This window comes from Ascidiaceihabitans donghaensis (assembly GCF_900302465.1).
In the GTDB taxonomy this organism is placed as follows: domain Bacteria; phylum Pseudomonadota; class Alphaproteobacteria; order Rhodobacterales; family Rhodobacteraceae; genus Ascidiaceihabitans; species Ascidiaceihabitans donghaensis.
Genome location: NZ_OMOR01000001.1, coordinates 956,487 through 970,189 on the forward strand (window position 1 = coordinate 956,487; position 13,703 = coordinate 970,189).

17 protein-coding genes are annotated in these 13,703 nt (G+C 54.3%); 15 read left to right on the forward strand and 2 right to left on the reverse strand.

What is annotated here, in order from left to right:
- Nucleotides 1-196: 196 nt before the first annotated feature.
- Nucleotides 197-1,159, reverse strand: a complete 963-nt coding sequence (gene mdh / locus ASD8599_RS04740; protein WP_108827473.1) for a malate dehydrogenase — start codon at nucleotides 1,157-1,159, stop codon at nucleotides 197-199.
- 160 nt (nucleotides 1,160-1,319) lie between these two features.
- Between mdh and ASD8599_RS04745 the strand changes: the two genes are divergently transcribed.
- Complete coding sequence (locus ASD8599_RS04745) at nucleotides 1,320-2,075, forward strand: sulfite exporter TauE/SafE family protein (protein ID WP_108827474.1); 756 nt, start codon at nucleotides 1,320-1,322, stop codon at nucleotides 2,073-2,075.
- 127 nt (nucleotides 2,076-2,202) lie between these two features.
- On the opposite strand, the gene ASD8599_RS04750 is transcribed toward ASD8599_RS04745, so the two are convergent.
- On the reverse strand, nucleotides 2,203-2,535 hold the full coding sequence (locus ASD8599_RS04750) for a hypothetical protein (protein WP_108827475.1): 333 nt from the start codon (nucleotides 2,533-2,535) through the stop codon (nucleotides 2,203-2,205).
- A gap of 322 nt (nucleotides 2,536-2,857) precedes the next feature.
- Here ASD8599_RS04750 and ASD8599_RS04755 point away from each other — a divergent pair, with 322 nt between their 5' ends.
- From ASD8599_RS04755 to ASD8599_RS04820, 14 genes are all read left to right on the forward strand, one after another.
- The gene (locus ASD8599_RS04755; protein ID WP_245925925.1) at nucleotides 2,858-3,709 is read left to right on the forward strand and encodes an HpcH/HpaI aldolase/citrate lyase family protein; all 852 of its coding nucleotides are present in this window, start codon (nucleotides 2,858-2,860) and stop codon (nucleotides 3,707-3,709) included.
- Between the two features lie 21 nt (nucleotides 3,710-3,730).
- A complete protein-coding gene (locus tag ASD8599_RS04760; RefSeq protein ID WP_108827477.1) occupies nucleotides 3,731-4,276 on the forward strand; it encodes an NnrU family protein in 546 nt (181 codons plus the stop codon).
- A 4-nt stretch (nucleotides 4,277-4,280) separates the two neighbouring features.
- On the forward strand, nucleotides 4,281-4,484 hold the full coding sequence (locus ASD8599_RS04765) for a DUF1737 domain-containing protein (protein WP_108827478.1): 204 nt from the start codon (nucleotides 4,281-4,283) through the stop codon (nucleotides 4,482-4,484).
- 20 nt (nucleotides 4,485-4,504) lie between these two features.
- Nucleotides 4,505-5,551, forward strand: coding sequence for a MaoC family dehydratase (locus tag ASD8599_RS04770; protein ID WP_108830006.1), 1,047 nt, complete (start codon nucleotides 4,505-4,507; stop codon nucleotides 5,549-5,551).
- A 79-nt stretch (nucleotides 5,552-5,630) separates the two neighbouring features.
- Nucleotides 5,631-6,362 (forward strand): DUF4344 domain-containing metallopeptidase, encoded by a 732-nt coding sequence (locus ASD8599_RS04775; RefSeq protein ID WP_108827479.1) that lies wholly within the window; start codon nucleotides 5,631-5,633, stop codon nucleotides 6,360-6,362.
- A 57-nt stretch (nucleotides 6,363-6,419) separates the two neighbouring features.
- Nucleotides 6,420-7,109 (forward strand): DUF1194 domain-containing protein, encoded by a 690-nt coding sequence (locus ASD8599_RS04780; RefSeq protein WP_108827480.1) that lies wholly within the window; start codon nucleotides 6,420-6,422, stop codon nucleotides 7,107-7,109.
- A 148-nt stretch (nucleotides 7,110-7,257) separates the two neighbouring features.
- Complete coding sequence (sdhC, locus tag ASD8599_RS04785) at nucleotides 7,258-7,641, forward strand: succinate dehydrogenase, cytochrome b556 subunit (protein WP_108827481.1); 384 nt, start codon at nucleotides 7,258-7,260, stop codon at nucleotides 7,639-7,641.
- Nucleotides 7,642-7,652: 11 nt separating this feature from the next.
- Nucleotides 7,653-8,024 carry a succinate dehydrogenase, hydrophobic membrane anchor protein gene (gene sdhD, locus ASD8599_RS04790; RefSeq protein ID WP_108827482.1) on the forward strand — a complete coding sequence of 124 codons (372 nt, stop codon included), beginning with the start codon at nucleotides 7,653-7,655 and terminating at the stop codon, nucleotides 8,022-8,024.
- Nucleotides 8,025-8,042: 18 nt separating this feature from the next.
- Nucleotides 8,043-9,851: a succinate dehydrogenase flavoprotein subunit gene (gene sdhA / locus ASD8599_RS04795; protein WP_108827483.1), complete on the forward strand. Its 1,809-nt coding sequence runs from the start codon at nucleotides 8,043-8,045 to the stop codon at nucleotides 9,849-9,851.
- Nucleotides 9,851-10,180, forward strand: coding sequence for a hypothetical protein (locus ASD8599_RS04800; protein ID WP_108827484.1), 330 nt, complete (start codon nucleotides 9,851-9,853; stop codon nucleotides 10,178-10,180). The genes sdhA and ASD8599_RS04800 overlap by 1 nt, the downstream gene beginning before the upstream one ends.
- A gap of 13 nt (nucleotides 10,181-10,193) precedes the next feature.
- Complete coding sequence (locus ASD8599_RS04805; protein WP_108827485.1) at nucleotides 10,194-10,973, forward strand: succinate dehydrogenase iron-sulfur subunit; 780 nt, start codon at nucleotides 10,194-10,196, stop codon at nucleotides 10,971-10,973.
- Nucleotides 10,970-11,251, forward strand: coding sequence for a hypothetical protein (locus ASD8599_RS04810; RefSeq protein ID WP_108827486.1), 282 nt, complete (start codon nucleotides 10,970-10,972; stop codon nucleotides 11,249-11,251). The genes ASD8599_RS04805 and ASD8599_RS04810 overlap by 4 nt, the downstream gene beginning before the upstream one ends.
- A gap of 89 nt (nucleotides 11,252-11,340) precedes the next feature.
- A complete protein-coding gene (gene creD / locus ASD8599_RS04815) occupies nucleotides 11,341-12,753 on the forward strand; it encodes a cell envelope integrity protein CreD (RefSeq protein WP_108827487.1) in 1,413 nt (470 codons plus the stop codon).
- Nucleotides 12,754-12,856: 103 nt separating this feature from the next.
- Nucleotides 12,857-13,699: an urea carboxylase-associated family protein gene (locus tag ASD8599_RS04820; protein WP_108827488.1), complete on the forward strand. Its 843-nt coding sequence runs from the start codon at nucleotides 12,857-12,859 to the stop codon at nucleotides 13,697-13,699.
- Nucleotides 13,700-13,703: the final 4 nt, after the last annotated feature.

Sequence of the window (13,703 nt, forward strand, 5' to 3'; positions counted from 1 at the left end):
TGTGATTGCAAACCTTTGCATTCCACACAGAATAAGTGCCCGGGGTTGGGTTTTGCGACCCAGTTTCGAACACAGTGTGGTGGTGATTCAAGACGGGTTAGGGCTTTCATCAATCGCTCTGCGGTAACTTAACGACTAACGATCAAAAAAGGCCGCTGGTTGCAGCGGCCTTTCGTGCGTTTTAACTGCGTTGCATTTAGCTCAAAGAGCCATCAATGCCTTTGCACGCCTCAACCAAACCCTGAACGGCTTTGACAGAGCTGTCGAACATGGCCTGCTCGTCTTTGGTCATCTGGATGTCGATCACGCGCTCAACGCCGCCTGCGCCGATGACTGTTGGCACACCAACATACATGCCTTTCAGACCCAAAGCGCCGTCAACATAGGCTGCACAAGGCAACACGCGCTTTTGGTCTTTCAGAAAGGCTTCTGCCATCTCGATGGCGGATGTTGCAGGTGCATAGAACGCAGACCCAGTCTTCAACAGGCCAACGATTTCTGCGCCGCCATCCCGGGTCCGCTGAACGATAGCATCCAGTTTTTCCTGCGTGGTCCAACCCATTTTAACCATATCGTCCAACGGGATACCGCCAACGGTGGAATACCGTGTCAAAGGCACCATTGTGTCGCCGTGGCCGCCCAAAACGAAGGCCGTGACGTCGCGCATGGAGACGTTGAATTCTTCTGCCAAGAAATGGCGGAAGCGTGCGGAATCGAGAACACCTGCCATGCCACAGACTTTTTCGTGTGGCAGGCCGGAAAATTCGCGCAGCGCCCAAACCATCGCGTCGAGCGGGTTGGTGATGCAGATCACAAAGGCGTTTGGTGCGTGATCGCGGATGCCTTCGCCAACGGATTTCATAACTTTAAGGTTGATGCCCAGCAAATCATCACGGCTCATGCCGGGTTTGCGTGGGACACCTGCTGTTACGATGCAGACGTCTGCGCCTGCAATGTCCGCATAAGACTGTGTGCCGGACATTTTCGCGTCGAAGCCTTCGGAGGGGCCGGATTCAGCGATATCGAGGGCTTTGCCTTCTGGTGTGCCTTCGGAAATGTCGAACAGGACGACGTCGCCTAATTCTTTGATCGCGGCGAGGTGTGCAAGCGTGCCACCGATCTGACCTGCGCCGATAAGCGCGATCTTGGGTCTGGCCATTTTAATTCTCCGTTCTGGGTTGAATTTCGCCCGCGTGACTAGAGCCATTTTGCGTTCCGCGCAAGTGTGTGGCGCCGCGGCGCCTGTCACCTTTGGGTGTACCTTGTCCCCAATCAAGCGTTTAAGCACATAGACTAACTGGATTTTGACGGAGCAAACAGTGCTTAGCTTGGATTTGAGCTTTTTCTCGATTGCAGGGCCTGCGGTCATGTTTGCAGGAATTTCCAAAGGTGGATTTGGGTCCGGGGCCGCATTTGCGGCAGCGTCGATTCTTGCCCTTGTGGTGCCGCCTGCCATGGCCTTGGGTGTCATGCTGCCCATGCTGATGTTGATCGATGTCGCCAGCCTGCGCCCCTATTGGGGCAAATGGCGGTGGCAAGATGCGAAATTGATGATTGTCGGCGGCGTTCCGGGTGTGGCCTTCGGGGTCGTACTTTTTACTATGGTGAGCGATGACGCGTTACGGGTTCTGATCGGAGCGATTTCTGTAGGATTTGTGGTGTGGCAGCTGTCGGTGGGGCAGGGCCTGATCAAGCTGGGCCAAATGGTTTGGCCCGATTGGGTCGGCTGGATTGCAGGATTTGCAGCTGGTTTTACCAGTTTTGTCAGCCATGCCGGCGGGCCGCCTGCAGCCATATTCCTGTTGTCACGCGGGTTAAGCAAAACAGAATACCAAGCCAGCACCGTGCTTATCTTTTGGGCCATAAACGCGGCAAAGTTTGTACCTTATGCATTCCTGGGCATGTTTACGGTGCAAACGATACAAGCGAACATTGTTTTGGCCCCTTTTGCTTTGCTGGGGGCGTGGCTGGGCGTGAAAGCACATCATTTGGTATCTGAGCGGCTGTTTTTCGGGTTCACATATCTTGTTCTGATGGTCACCGGTGTGAAGCTGATCTGGGACGGTTTATTCTAAAGCGCAGATCTATCGCTGACCTGCCATCGAAGCTGCCGAGACATAAAAAAAGGCGGATGCAAACACCCGCCTTCCAAATCTGGTAGCATCACTATCGCGGACACAAGCGCTTCAATTTGCAGCTTTTTTAAGCGTCGTTGCCTTTCGCGGGCAAAGCTTCGACCAAGGGTTCAAATGCTTGGCCAGATGCCACAAGGCAGGTCACGCCATTTGGCGATGTGATGGTGATGGTCCATGTGCCCGATGCATCAGAGGCAAAAACCTCAACAACAGAATTGTTTGCGCCAAGGCCCATGGATTGGCGCGTCTCACCGTACCCGTCTGCCAAACGGTCCACCACGATTTCTCGGGGACCGCAATTGCGGGCATTTTGTGCAACGGCGTCGGTCGCGACCGTCAAGTAAAGACCTGTTGTAACGGTCAGTGCACCCAGATGCAGGATTTTGTTTTTGCGTTTCATGTTGTTCAGCCTTTTGTCAAAAAGCGTCACCCGCAGTCATCAAGCCCTTGCCGGATATCCGGCGATGACCGGGCGGCCCCGGTTCCAATCGCGTATCGATTGCCCCTTCCGCAAAGGTTCAGCGGCTTTGCTGAAACGGCCCTCCCGGTGACATCCGATGACAGGACTTTGCGCCAACAGGGCTGAAACAATGGTTAACGCTGCGTCCGCTGGTTGTTTTCAATTTGATTTTTGCCGCAACGCAGCGAAAAGCGCTTGTACTTTTTGACAACGAATGTACTTGTTCTGCGCAATATTATGTCCTTACCGAAAGCTGCTTCTCATGACCCTTGCACGTCCATTGCGTTCTGTTTTGTATATTCCTGCGTCGAAGCCTCGTGCTTTGGACAAGGCCCGCGGATTGCCCGTGGATGCGATCATTTTCGATCTGGAAGACGCAGTCAGCGTGGACGAAAAAGAGGCATCCCGCGCCATATTGGCCGAAGCTTTGGCCCAAGACGGCTACGGCGGTCGTATGAAAGTCATCCGGATCAATGCGTTCGACACGCCATGGGGCAAAGCCGATGCAGAGGCGGCCGCAAAAATGGGGGCAGATGCAATCTTGTTGCCAAAAGTATCCAGCCCCGCAGACCTTGATGCGCTGGCCGAGATCACAGGGGACATCCCGTTGTGGGCCATGATGGAAACGCCCGCCGGTATGATTAACGCAGCTTCCATTGGGGCGCACCCAAAGTTGCAAGGCATGGTAATGGGCACCAACGACTTGGCGAAGGAATTGCAAACCCGCCACCGGGCCGACCGCTTGCCCCTTCAGGCTGGTTTGGGGCTTTGCGTGCTTGCCGCAAAAGCCAACGGGTGTGTGATCATCGATGGTGTGTACAATGCGTTTAAAGACGATGATGGGTTGAAGGTTGAATGCGATCAGGGGCGCGATATGGGATTTGATGGCAAAACGCTGATCCATCCGGCGCAAGTGGATGTGACAAACACCGCCTTTTCACCGTCTGATGCCGAAGTGGAACTGGCCCGTCGCCAAATTGAAGCCTTCAACGAAGTGGAGGCAACAGGGCAGGGCGTGGCTGTGGTGGATGGCAAGATCGTAGAAAACCTGCATGTTGCCACGGCCCGTGATACTCTGGCAAAGGTAGAGGCAATCGCGGCCTTGACCGCCTAACCCCATCTTCGGAGTTCCAATATGCTATTGATAATCCTTGGTCTGATCCTTTGGACTGGCGCACATTACTGGAAACGACTTGCGCCGGATCACCGCGCGGGATTTGGCGACAAAGGCAAATTGGTTGTTACAGTGTCCAGCTTTGCAGCGATTGCGTTGATGGTTGTGGGCTACCGCGCCGCCGATTTCATCCATGTCTGGAGCCCGCCCGAGTTTTTTCGCCATATCAACAATCTGCTGATGCTGATTGCGTTTTTTGTGTTCGGCATGTCCGCCACAACAGGGCGTTTGAAAGGGTATTGGCGCCATCCCATGCTAATTTCGGTCAAGATCTGGGCGATCGCCCATTTGCTGGTGAACGGTGACCTGGCAGCAATCATTTTGTTCGGCGGCATGTTGGCATGGGCCGTGGGGTCCGTGATTTTGATCAACAAGGCGGAACCGAACTGGACACGTCCAGAACCCGGGCCTGCATCAAAAGACGTATTGCTGGTTGTGATCACGCTTGTGACGTTTGGCGTTGCGGCTGGTGTGCACGTCTGGCTCGGCGTGAACCCGTTCGGATAAGCACATGAAACTCTATCGATTTTTGTCCGAAGAGGACACATCCGCCTTTTGCCATAAAGTAACCGATGCCTTGAACAAAGGCTGGGAACTGCATGGATCGCCGACCCAAACATGGGACCACGCAGCAGGTGTAATGCGCTGCGGGCAAGCCGTGGTGAAAGAAGCAGATGGCACCTACACATCTGATACCAAACTGGGACAACACTAAAGATGAGCGTGACAACCACCATGACCAAACCGCAAGCAGTCAAGACCAACGCCGGCCGTTTCTTTGAAGACTACCGTGTCGGAATGGTTATGGATCACGCCGTACCACGCACCGTTTCAGGTGGAGAACGCGCACTGTATCACGCACTGTATCCAGCACGTCATGCGCTGTATTCCTCGGATCAGTTTGCGCAGAACTGCGGCCTGCCTTTTAGCCCTTTGGATGATATGGCAGCCTTCCATGTGGTTTTTGGCAAGACGGTTCCAGATGTTTCACTAAATGCCGTTGCCAATTTGGGCTATGCGCAGGGACGTTGGTTGCTGCCTGTTTATGCCGGGGACACGTTGCGTTCGCGGTCCGAAGTTATTGGGGTCAAGCAAAACTCGAACGGTAAAACTGGTGTTGTCTATGTGCGCACCACTGGTCTGAACCAACGCGATGAAACGGTTATGGAATATGTGCGGTGGGTTATGGTGCGCAAACGCGATGCCGATGCGCCGGCGCCTGAACCTGTGGTTCCTGATTTGCCCAAAGCGCTGACTGTGTCTGATCTTGTTGTGCCAAGTGGTTTGGATTTTTCCAACTATGATTTTGACCAAGCCGGTGAAGCCCACCGTTGGGGCGACTATCAGGTTGGTGAGCAAATCGATCACGTAGATGGGGTGACCATCGAAGAAGCCGAACATATGATGGCAACGCGTTTGTGGCAGAACACAGCCAAAGTGCATTTCGATACATCAGCGCGGCCCGACGGCAGCAGACTGATCTATGGGGGGCATGTCATTTCCATGGCCCGCGCCTTGTCGTTCAATGGTTTGGCCAATGCGCAAATGGTTGTCGGTTTGAACGCAGGTGCCCACGCCAATCCGTGTCTTGCAGGTGATACAGTTCGGGCTTGGTCCGAAGTGCTGGACAAAGCCGAAACAGCGGCCCCGGGTGTGGGTGCTTTGCGGTTGCGTTTGGTGGCCACGAAAGGTGGTGCCCCCTTTAATTTGCGTACAGACGATGGCAAATACGCCCCTGAAGTCTTGTTGGACTTGGATTACTGGGTTTTAATTCCTGTCTGATCGGGGTTCCTGAGGCAGGAACGTGCTGGGGCACTGCCCCAGACCCCGAGATATTTTTGGCGAAAAGAAGGGGTGTCTGATGATTTTTCAATTTAAGCGCTGGTGTGCCGTTGTCGGTCTGTGCGCACTGTCTTTCCCTGCTTTTGCACAAAACGATGATGCTTTTGTGGAAGCGAACCTTTTGTCGGTTTTGTACCACGAACTGGGCCATGCCATCATTGATGTTATGGGGTTACCGGTTTTCGGTCAGGAAGAAGATGCGGCTGATGTGGCTTCTATTCTTCTTATAAACGATCTGTTTGACGAAGAGGTGGCAACGCGCATCGCCTATGACGCCGCATTTGGTTTTCTGGGCGAGGCGCGTGCCAAAGACGGCGAACAAGAGGCCTGGTGGGATGTGCACGGTCCTGACTTGCAACGTTTTTATACACTTGTGTGTTTGTTTGCCGGTGCCGATTTTGAAGCGCGAGATGACATTGCCCGTGACTTGGGATTGCCCGACGACCGTATGGACACTTGCGAAGAGGAATTTGAGTTGGCCTACGACAGTTGGGGCCCTGTTTTTGATGAACTCGCCGAAGAAGCACCTGGCCAAAGCCTGATCTTTGATGGCGGCGCAACCAGCTTTACAGACCGGCTTGTCGCCGGAGAAGTTGCTGCATTGAACGAAGATTTTGTCTTTCCCCAATTTATAACCATCCGCGTCGACACCTGTGATGAGCCCAACGCGTTCTATGACCCGCAGCGTGTGGAAATTGTTGTTTGCGCCGAGTTCGAAGCGTGGTTGCGTGAATTGCCTGTGCCTGGATAATGTGCCGGAACACAATCGTGAGGTGCAAGTCGCCCAAGATCGCGTAGACTTGACCTTATGTTGCGTTGCATTGCCCTTGTTTCTTCAATCGTTCCGTTTCGGAGCTTTGCTTGCGAACTGGCACTGGTGTTGGCTGTTGATGTGTCGGGATCGGTTGACCCGACAGAGTATCGCATTCAGATGAATGGGTTGGCTGCGGGCCTTCGGGACGGAATTGTTATGGATGCGCTTGTTTCCCAACAGGCGCATGTCACCTTGATCCAGTGGTCTGGATCGGGACGGCAGCGTCAGACCATGCCCTGGACCGCGCTGCGACAAGAACAAGACGTGTTGGAGTTTGCGCAAGCTGTGGAACAAGATCCTCGCGTGTGGCGCAACTTTTCCACTGCTATTGGCGAGGCTTTGGCCCTGTCGCGCGATGTGCTGCAGGATGTGCCCCAGTGTGCGCGAAAAGTGATCGACGTTTCGGGCGATGGTGTGTCCAACGAGGGTGTTTTGCCCACCTCTTTGCGCACTGTGATCCGCCATGAATCCATAACGGTAAATGCGATAGCCATCGAGACGGATAGTACGGATTTAACCGCGTACTTTTATGAGAACCTTATCATGGGGCCGCAAGCGTTTGTGGTCACAGCTGCGGGCTTTGATGACTATCCTGAGCAAATCAGGCGGAAATTACAGCGGGAAACCACCAAGCAAGTGAGCACTTTGGACGAGACTCAGGTTCAATTATTAGAAAATCGTTAAATGTGATCACGCGCCGCAAAACTGTGATCACATTCACGATAAATTAGGGTAATAGGGTCAAAAAACCGCATGCTTTCCCCCTGCGCACTAGGTGACACGGGGCGAAAAACAGGTACTAAGAGCGCAGGGAACGAAAAAGGACACCGCTATGGCCGACGTGAACCGGGGCAGCCGCCCGCTTTCGCCGCATTTGACGATCTACCGCCCACAACTGACATCCATGACGTCAATCCTGACGCGGATCACAGGCAACGCATTGCTGATTTCATCGTTGTTGGTGATTTGGTGGTTTTTAGCTGCAGCAACATCGCCTGAATATTACGCCGTGGCTAATGGTGTTCTGACAAGCTGGTTTGGCGATATTGTCATGACCTTGTCCGTTCTTGGGCTGTGGTATCATACACTTGCGGGTGTGCGACATCTGATCTGGGACAACGGCATCGGCCTTGATATTCCGACAGCGGAAAAGTTGGGGTACGCCTGCATAGGTGGTTCCGTTCTTTTGACGTTGATCACCATAATTATAGTTTAGGGGGCGCTGACATGGCATTTTTGACCGACCGCAAACGCGCTGTGGGCATGGGGTCCGCGAAAACGGGCACAGAACATTTTTGGGTGATGAAGGTCAGCGCATTCGGTTTGCTGCTTCTTATTCCCCTGTTTGTCTTCACATTCGGCCCAATGCTTGGCCAGGATTATGAAACGGTCACGGCGTACTTCGCCCGTCCGTTTCCTGCGATCGTTGCAGGGCTGACCATCGCCGTGACAATGATGCACTTCAAAAATGGTGTGCAAACCATGATCGAGGACTACGTACATGGTACGGCGCAAAAAATAGCGATCCTTGCAATGATTAGCCTTAGCTACGCTGCCGCCGCGACAGGCCTTTTCGCCGTTGCACGGCTGGCGCTTTAACCGACAGGAGGCCTTGATATGGCTGCTTACGAATACGAAACGCATGAATATGACGTGGTTGTGGTCGGTGCCGGTGGCGCTGGGTTGCGCGCGACACTTGGTATGGCCGAGCAAGGGCTGCGCACAGCCTGCGTCACCAAAGTTTTCCCGACACGGTCCCACACGGTTGCCGCCCAAGGTGGGATTGCCGCGTCACTGTCCAACATGGGCCCCGACAACTGGCAGTGGCACATGTATGACACCGTGAAAGGGTCTGATTGGTTGGGCGACACTGACGCGATGGAATATCTCGCCCGCGAAGCCCCCAAGGCGGTTTATGAGCTTGAGCACTACGGCGTTCCATTCTCGCGCACCGAAGAGGGTAAAATCTATCAGCGCCCCTTTGGAGGTCACACCACCGAATTTGGTGAAGGCCCTGCCGTGCAGCGTACATGCGCCGCCGCAGACCGCACAGGCCATGCCATTTTGCACACGCTGTATGGGCAATCCCTGAAGAACAATGCTGAGTTCTACATTGAATATTTCGCAATCGACTTGATCATGTCCGATGATGGTGTGTGTCAAGGCGTCCTGTGCTGGAAACTTGATGATGGCACGCTACATTTGTTCAGCGCCAAAATGGTTGTTTTGGCCACTGGCGGTTATGGCCGTGCGTACTTCTCGGCGACGTCTGCACACACCTGCACAGGCGACGGCGGCGGTATGACCGCACGCGCGGGCCTTCCATTGCAAGACATGGAATTCGTGCAATTTCACCCAACCGGCATTTACGGCGCTGGCTGTTTGATCACGGAAGGGGCGCGCGGCGAAGGCGGGTATCTGACAAACTCTGAAGGTGAGCGTTTCATGGAACGCTACGCGCCACAGTACAAAGACCTCGCACCGCGTGACTATGTGAGCCGGTGCATGACAATGGAAATCCGCGAGGGGCGCGGCGTTGGGTCCGGGGGGGATCACATCCACCTCAACCTCAACCACTTGCCCAAAGAAACGCTGGACCTGCGTCTGCCGGGTATTTCCGAAAGTGCGCGTGTGTTTGCCGGTGTTGACCTGACCAAGGAACCGATCCCAGTGCTGCCAACGGTGCACTACAACATGGGTGGCATTCCAACGAACTATTGGGGCGAGGTGCTGGCACCGACGGCGGACGAACCAGATCGTGTGTCGCCGGGCCTTATGGCTGTGGGCGAAGCGGGCTGTGCGTCGGTGCACGGTGCAAACCGCCTTGGATCAAACTCGCTTATCGATCTTGTGGTGTTCGGTCGCGCGGCGGCGATCCGCGCTGGCAAGGTTGTGGATCGCGACAGTGCAATTCCAACGCCGAACCAGAAGTCCGTGGATGCCGCGATCGAACGCTTCGACAACACACGCTACGCCAAAGGCCACACGCCCACTGCGGAACTGCGTCTGGAAATGCAGCAAACCATGCAAAAAGACGCCGCTGTGTTCCGTGCCAAAGACACGCTGGCCGAAGGTAAAGCGAAGATGGAAGACGTCGCGGCCAAATGGTCGGACGTGGGCGTCACGGATCGGTCCTTGGTCTGGAACTCCGATTTGATGGAAACATTGGAATTGGCGAATTTGCTACCCAATGCCGTAGCCACGATTGTGGGGGCGGAAGCACGTACAGAAAGCCGCGGGGCGCATGCCCACGAAGACTTCCCCGAACGTGACGACGAAAACTGGCGCAAGCACTCCTTGATCTGGTTCCAAGGCGAAAACAAAGCCTCTTTGGGCTACCGCGGCGTGCATGTGGCGCCTTTGACCAGCCACAATGACGGTGGGATCGATCCCAAGAAAATCGCCCCGAAAGTGCGCACATTCTAATGCGCATCGCAGCACTTGGACTTTGTGTTGTAGCCCTCGCGGGCTGCGACGAGGCCACCAAAGCGGTGGACGATGTGGCGCGCAAAAGCGCCAAAGCCGCTGTGGCGGAAACCTTGTCCACACGCTTTCCCTTTGTGCCCAAAGCCGCTGTGACCCCGTTCTCGGACTGCGTTATCGACAACGCATCGGGGCGCGAAATCGGCGAATTTGCAAAAGACGCCGTGGTCGGCGTCGATGAATCTACAGTCGTTCTGGTGCAAAGCATCCTGGAACGCCCCAAGACCCAACAGTGCGTAGCTAAAGCCGGCCTTGCCGTGCTGACCGCTTGAAAGGAGACCAGATATGGTTCAACTGACACTTCCCAAGAACTCTCGGATGACCACGGGCAAGACGTGGCCAAAACCCGAAGGCGCAACGAACCTTCGCAAATTCAGCATTTACCGCTGGAATCCGGACGATGGTAAAAACCCTTCGTTGGATACGTATTGGGTCGATATGGACACCTGCGGACCAATGGTTCTGGATGCGCTGATCAAGATCAAGAACGAGATTGACCCGACCTTGACGTTCCGCCGGTCCTGCCGCGAAGGCATTTGTGGATCCTGCGCGATGAACATCGACGGGATCAATACATTGGCCTGCATCTACGGCATGGATGAAATCAAAGGGGATGTGCGCATTTATCCGTTGCCGCACATGTCCGTTGTGCGTGACCTTATCCCTGACTTGACGCATTTCTATGCCCAGCATGCATCTATCATGCCGTGGCTGGAAACCAAGACCAACCGCCCGGCCAAAGAATGGCGCCAGTCCATTGAAGATCGCAAGAAGCTGGATGGTTTGTATGAATGTGTGATGTGCGCATCTTGTTCAACATCATGCCCAAGCTATTGGTGGAATGGCGATCGGTATCTGGGACCAGCAGCGTTGTTGCATGCGTATCGCTGGATCATCGACAGCCGTGATGAAGCAACGGGTGAGCGTCTGGACGAACTGGAAGATCCGTTCAAATTGTACCGCTGCCACACGATCATGAACTGTGCAAAAACGTGCCCCAAAGGTCTGAACCCGGCGGAGGCCATCGCAAACATCAAGAAAATGATGGTAGAGCGCCGCGTTTGAGCGAAGCAAAGCTTAAATTCGACAACAAAGAAGAGTTCAGGGCGGCATGCCGCGCCCTGAGCGGCCGCATGCATTACCTGAACCGCGTGGCCATGGGCGAGCAGCGGTTTGCCTGGGAAGTCGCTGACATGATGATGCGACTGGGGCGGGTTTTTGAAGATCACTACGACAACAAAGACACCAATGCGCAATTCGGCAGCGGGTATGACAAAGGCGACATCGACAAAGAAGATGCGGCTTTGGCATTGTTTGCATTGATGTACCCCGAAAAAGACTGAACTGCACAAAATCTGCACAAACTGCCCCGGTTTTCTGCGCCCTCAGACCGTATCGCTGACGTTGCAAAACTTCAGCAAAGGACAGTTACGTGCTTAAATCATCCGGTCTTAGGTTCCTTGTCGTGGGCCTACTCACATTGCTTATGTTCATCCCGTTGGGGTTCATAGGTGATATTGTCAATTCGCGGTCGCATTATTCAGAAGACACAATTCGTAGTCTGGGTCAGGAATGGGGCGGCGGACAGCTGTTTTCCGGACCGCAGCTGGTTATCCCTGTCACCGAAGACGTGATTTACAACCGCAAACGCAAGGTGTTGGATCCTGTCACTGGGCAGGCTAAACGCGACAGTAATGATGCAATAATTTACGAATATTTTGAGGAAAAGATCACAGAATCACGCCCTTCTGTGTACATGTATCCCGACCAGTTTGATCTGGAGATCACCACACAAACCCAACAACGCCATCGCGGAATTTTCAACGTACCGGTATATACGGCCGCCGTCGAAGCGCGGTTTGACATGCGGGCAGATGATGCCTCAAAAGCGCTGCAAAACAACGAAGTGCTGGTGTGGGATCAGGCGGCGCTGCATGTTTATGTGTCACGAAACCGCGCCTTGCGCGGGGCTGCGGTGTTGCAGGCGGACGCCCAAGAACTGACGTTGGAGCCATTGGCAAACGGACAAAACGGTATTTCGTCATTGGTGGGAGATCCACGAAAAATATCGCAGTACAAGCTGACTTTGGGCGCAAATGGCGCCCATACATTGCATGCCAGCGCAGTTGGTCGCACCAGCACGGTGACCTTCAACAGTGATTGGCCTGACCCTAGCTTTACAGGGTCTTTTTTGCCCAACGGCTCGAACATCAGTGATGGCGGTTTCACAGCCACATGGGAAGTGCCTCATCTCGCACGCGCGTTGCCGCAAGTCTCACGTGAAAATCCGGACGCTGTGGCGCGTGAAACTGCGACGATGGGGGTGATGTTTATCACGCCAAACGATTTTTACCGCACAATCTACCGTGCCGCCGAATACGGCATTCTATTCATTGCGCTGACGTTCTTGACGATCCTTTTGCTGGATCGCACATCTGTGCGCCCCGCCCATCCCGTGCAATATGTCATGGTTGGATTGGCCCAGTCTGTGTTCGTGTTGTTGATGCTGGCCTACGCCGAACAGATCGGCTTTGATCTGGCCTATCTGGCAGCCAGTGGGGCCACCATTGCTTTGTTGGTGATGTTTGCCGCGACTGCGATGAAAATGGGCACACGCACCGCGGCGCTTGGCGGGTTGCTGATTGTGCTTTACGCCGTCCTTTATCTGATTTTGCAAAGTGCCGATTATGCTTTGCTGGCAGGATCTACACTTGCCTTTGTGGCTTTGGCGGGCACAATGTATTTGACGCGAAACGAAGACTGGTACGGGGCTGCAGGTAAAGGCGGTGGGTTGCTGAAGTGGGCGCTAACTGACCCAAAACCTACGCCATCCAAACCGGAGTGATTTTAAGTGGCGCTGCGGGCAACCGTGGCGCCACATCGCATCTTTGATTGTAGGTCGTGATCAAGTGCGCCAAACTACGTGAAAACCATACAGGATCTGGCCCATGACAATCCCCCAAGACGCCGCTGCCCGAAAGGCAATTTCACCGGTTGTGTGCTACCCAGTCGAGACATTGCCAGCGCCGGATATGGCGCTGTATGAGCAGGCGAGGACGACTTTGACCAAAGTCTCCGAAGTTGTCGCGCCAGCGCGGGATGCGGCGACGTTTCGCGTTAAGGCAGGGCAATTCTTCCGGATCAAGTCGATTGAGGGATCGCAAGTTGGTGATTTGAACCTGTGGAGCGCTGATGATTTGCAAGAGCGGTTTTATTCTGGAAAAACACGCGCCCTGCACGGAACACACATCACAACAGGCGAACGTATGTGGTCTTCGTTCCCGGGGCTTCGGCCGATGGCGACCGTCACGTACGACACTTTGGGGTGGTACGGCATCGATGAATTTGGCGGGTCCGTTCATGATGTGATTGGCACGCGCTGCGATCCGTATACGCACAACCTGTTGTCGGGTGGCCACTATCACCACTGTTGTCATTCCAACCTGACCCGCGCGTTGGCGGCGCATCTTGGATGCAGCTTAAAAGAGGCAGAACCCCATGTGCATGATGTTCTGAACGTTTTTATGTGCACTGGCTTTACCCGTGATACGGGGCAGTATTTCATGAAAGCCTCTCCTGTACGTCCGGGCGATTACATTGAATTTTTTGCAGAAATTGATGTGTTGGGCGCGCTAAGTGCATGCCCCGGAGGTGATTGTTCATCTGAACATTCGTCAGATACTGCTGCGTGCCATCCTTTGTTGATCGAAGTGTTCGATGCGGACCCTGCCACCCTGAACGGATGGCAGTCACCGGCGATGAATGGCTATGACAGGTCCCACGGACTTTGAGGCA

Excerpts from the sequence above, each read along its gene's own strand:
- ASD8599_RS04820 (WP_108827488.1), top strand. The coding sequence starts at position 12,857 with ATGACAATCCCCCAAGACGCCGCTGCCCGAAAGGCAATTTCACCGGTT.
- ASD8599_RS04775 (WP_108827479.1), top strand. The coding sequence starts at position 5,631 with ATGATTTTTCAATTTAAGCGCTGGTGTGCCGTTGTCGGTCTGTGCGCA.
- mdh (WP_108827473.1), bottom strand. The coding sequence starts at position 1,159 with ATGGCCAGACCCAAGATCGCGCTTATCGGCGCAGGTCAGATCGGTGGC.
- ASD8599_RS04755 (WP_245925925.1), top strand. The coding sequence starts at position 2,858 with ATGACCCTTGCACGTCCATTGCGTTCTGTTTTGTATATTCCTGCGTCG.
- sdhD (WP_108827482.1), top strand. The coding sequence starts at position 7,653 with ATGGCATTTTTGACCGACCGCAAACGCGCTGTGGGCATGGGGTCCGCG.
- ASD8599_RS04760 (WP_108827477.1), top strand. The coding sequence starts at position 3,731 with ATGCTATTGATAATCCTTGGTCTGATCCTTTGGACTGGCGCACATTAC.
- ASD8599_RS04780 (WP_108827480.1), top strand. The coding sequence starts at position 6,420 with ATGTTGCGTTGCATTGCCCTTGTTTCTTCAATCGTTCCGTTTCGGAGC.
- sdhC (WP_108827481.1), top strand. The coding sequence starts at position 7,258 with ATGGCCGACGTGAACCGGGGCAGCCGCCCGCTTTCGCCGCATTTGACG.
- ASD8599_RS04800 (WP_108827484.1), top strand. The coding sequence starts at position 9,851 with ATGCGCATCGCAGCACTTGGACTTTGTGTTGTAGCCCTCGCGGGCTGC.
- ASD8599_RS04750 (WP_108827475.1), bottom strand. The coding sequence starts at position 2,535 with ATGAAACGCAAAAACAAAATCCTGCATCTGGGTGCACTGACCGTTACA.
- ASD8599_RS04770 (WP_108830006.1), top strand. The coding sequence starts at position 4,505 with ATGACCAAACCGCAAGCAGTCAAGACCAACGCCGGCCGTTTCTTTGAA.
- ASD8599_RS04765 (WP_108827478.1), top strand. The coding sequence starts at position 4,281 with ATGAAACTCTATCGATTTTTGTCCGAAGAGGACACATCCGCCTTTTGC.
- ASD8599_RS04805 (WP_108827485.1), top strand. The coding sequence starts at position 10,194 with ATGGTTCAACTGACACTTCCCAAGAACTCTCGGATGACCACGGGCAAG.
- sdhA (WP_108827483.1), top strand. The coding sequence starts at position 8,043 with ATGGCTGCTTACGAATACGAAACGCATGAATATGACGTGGTTGTGGTC.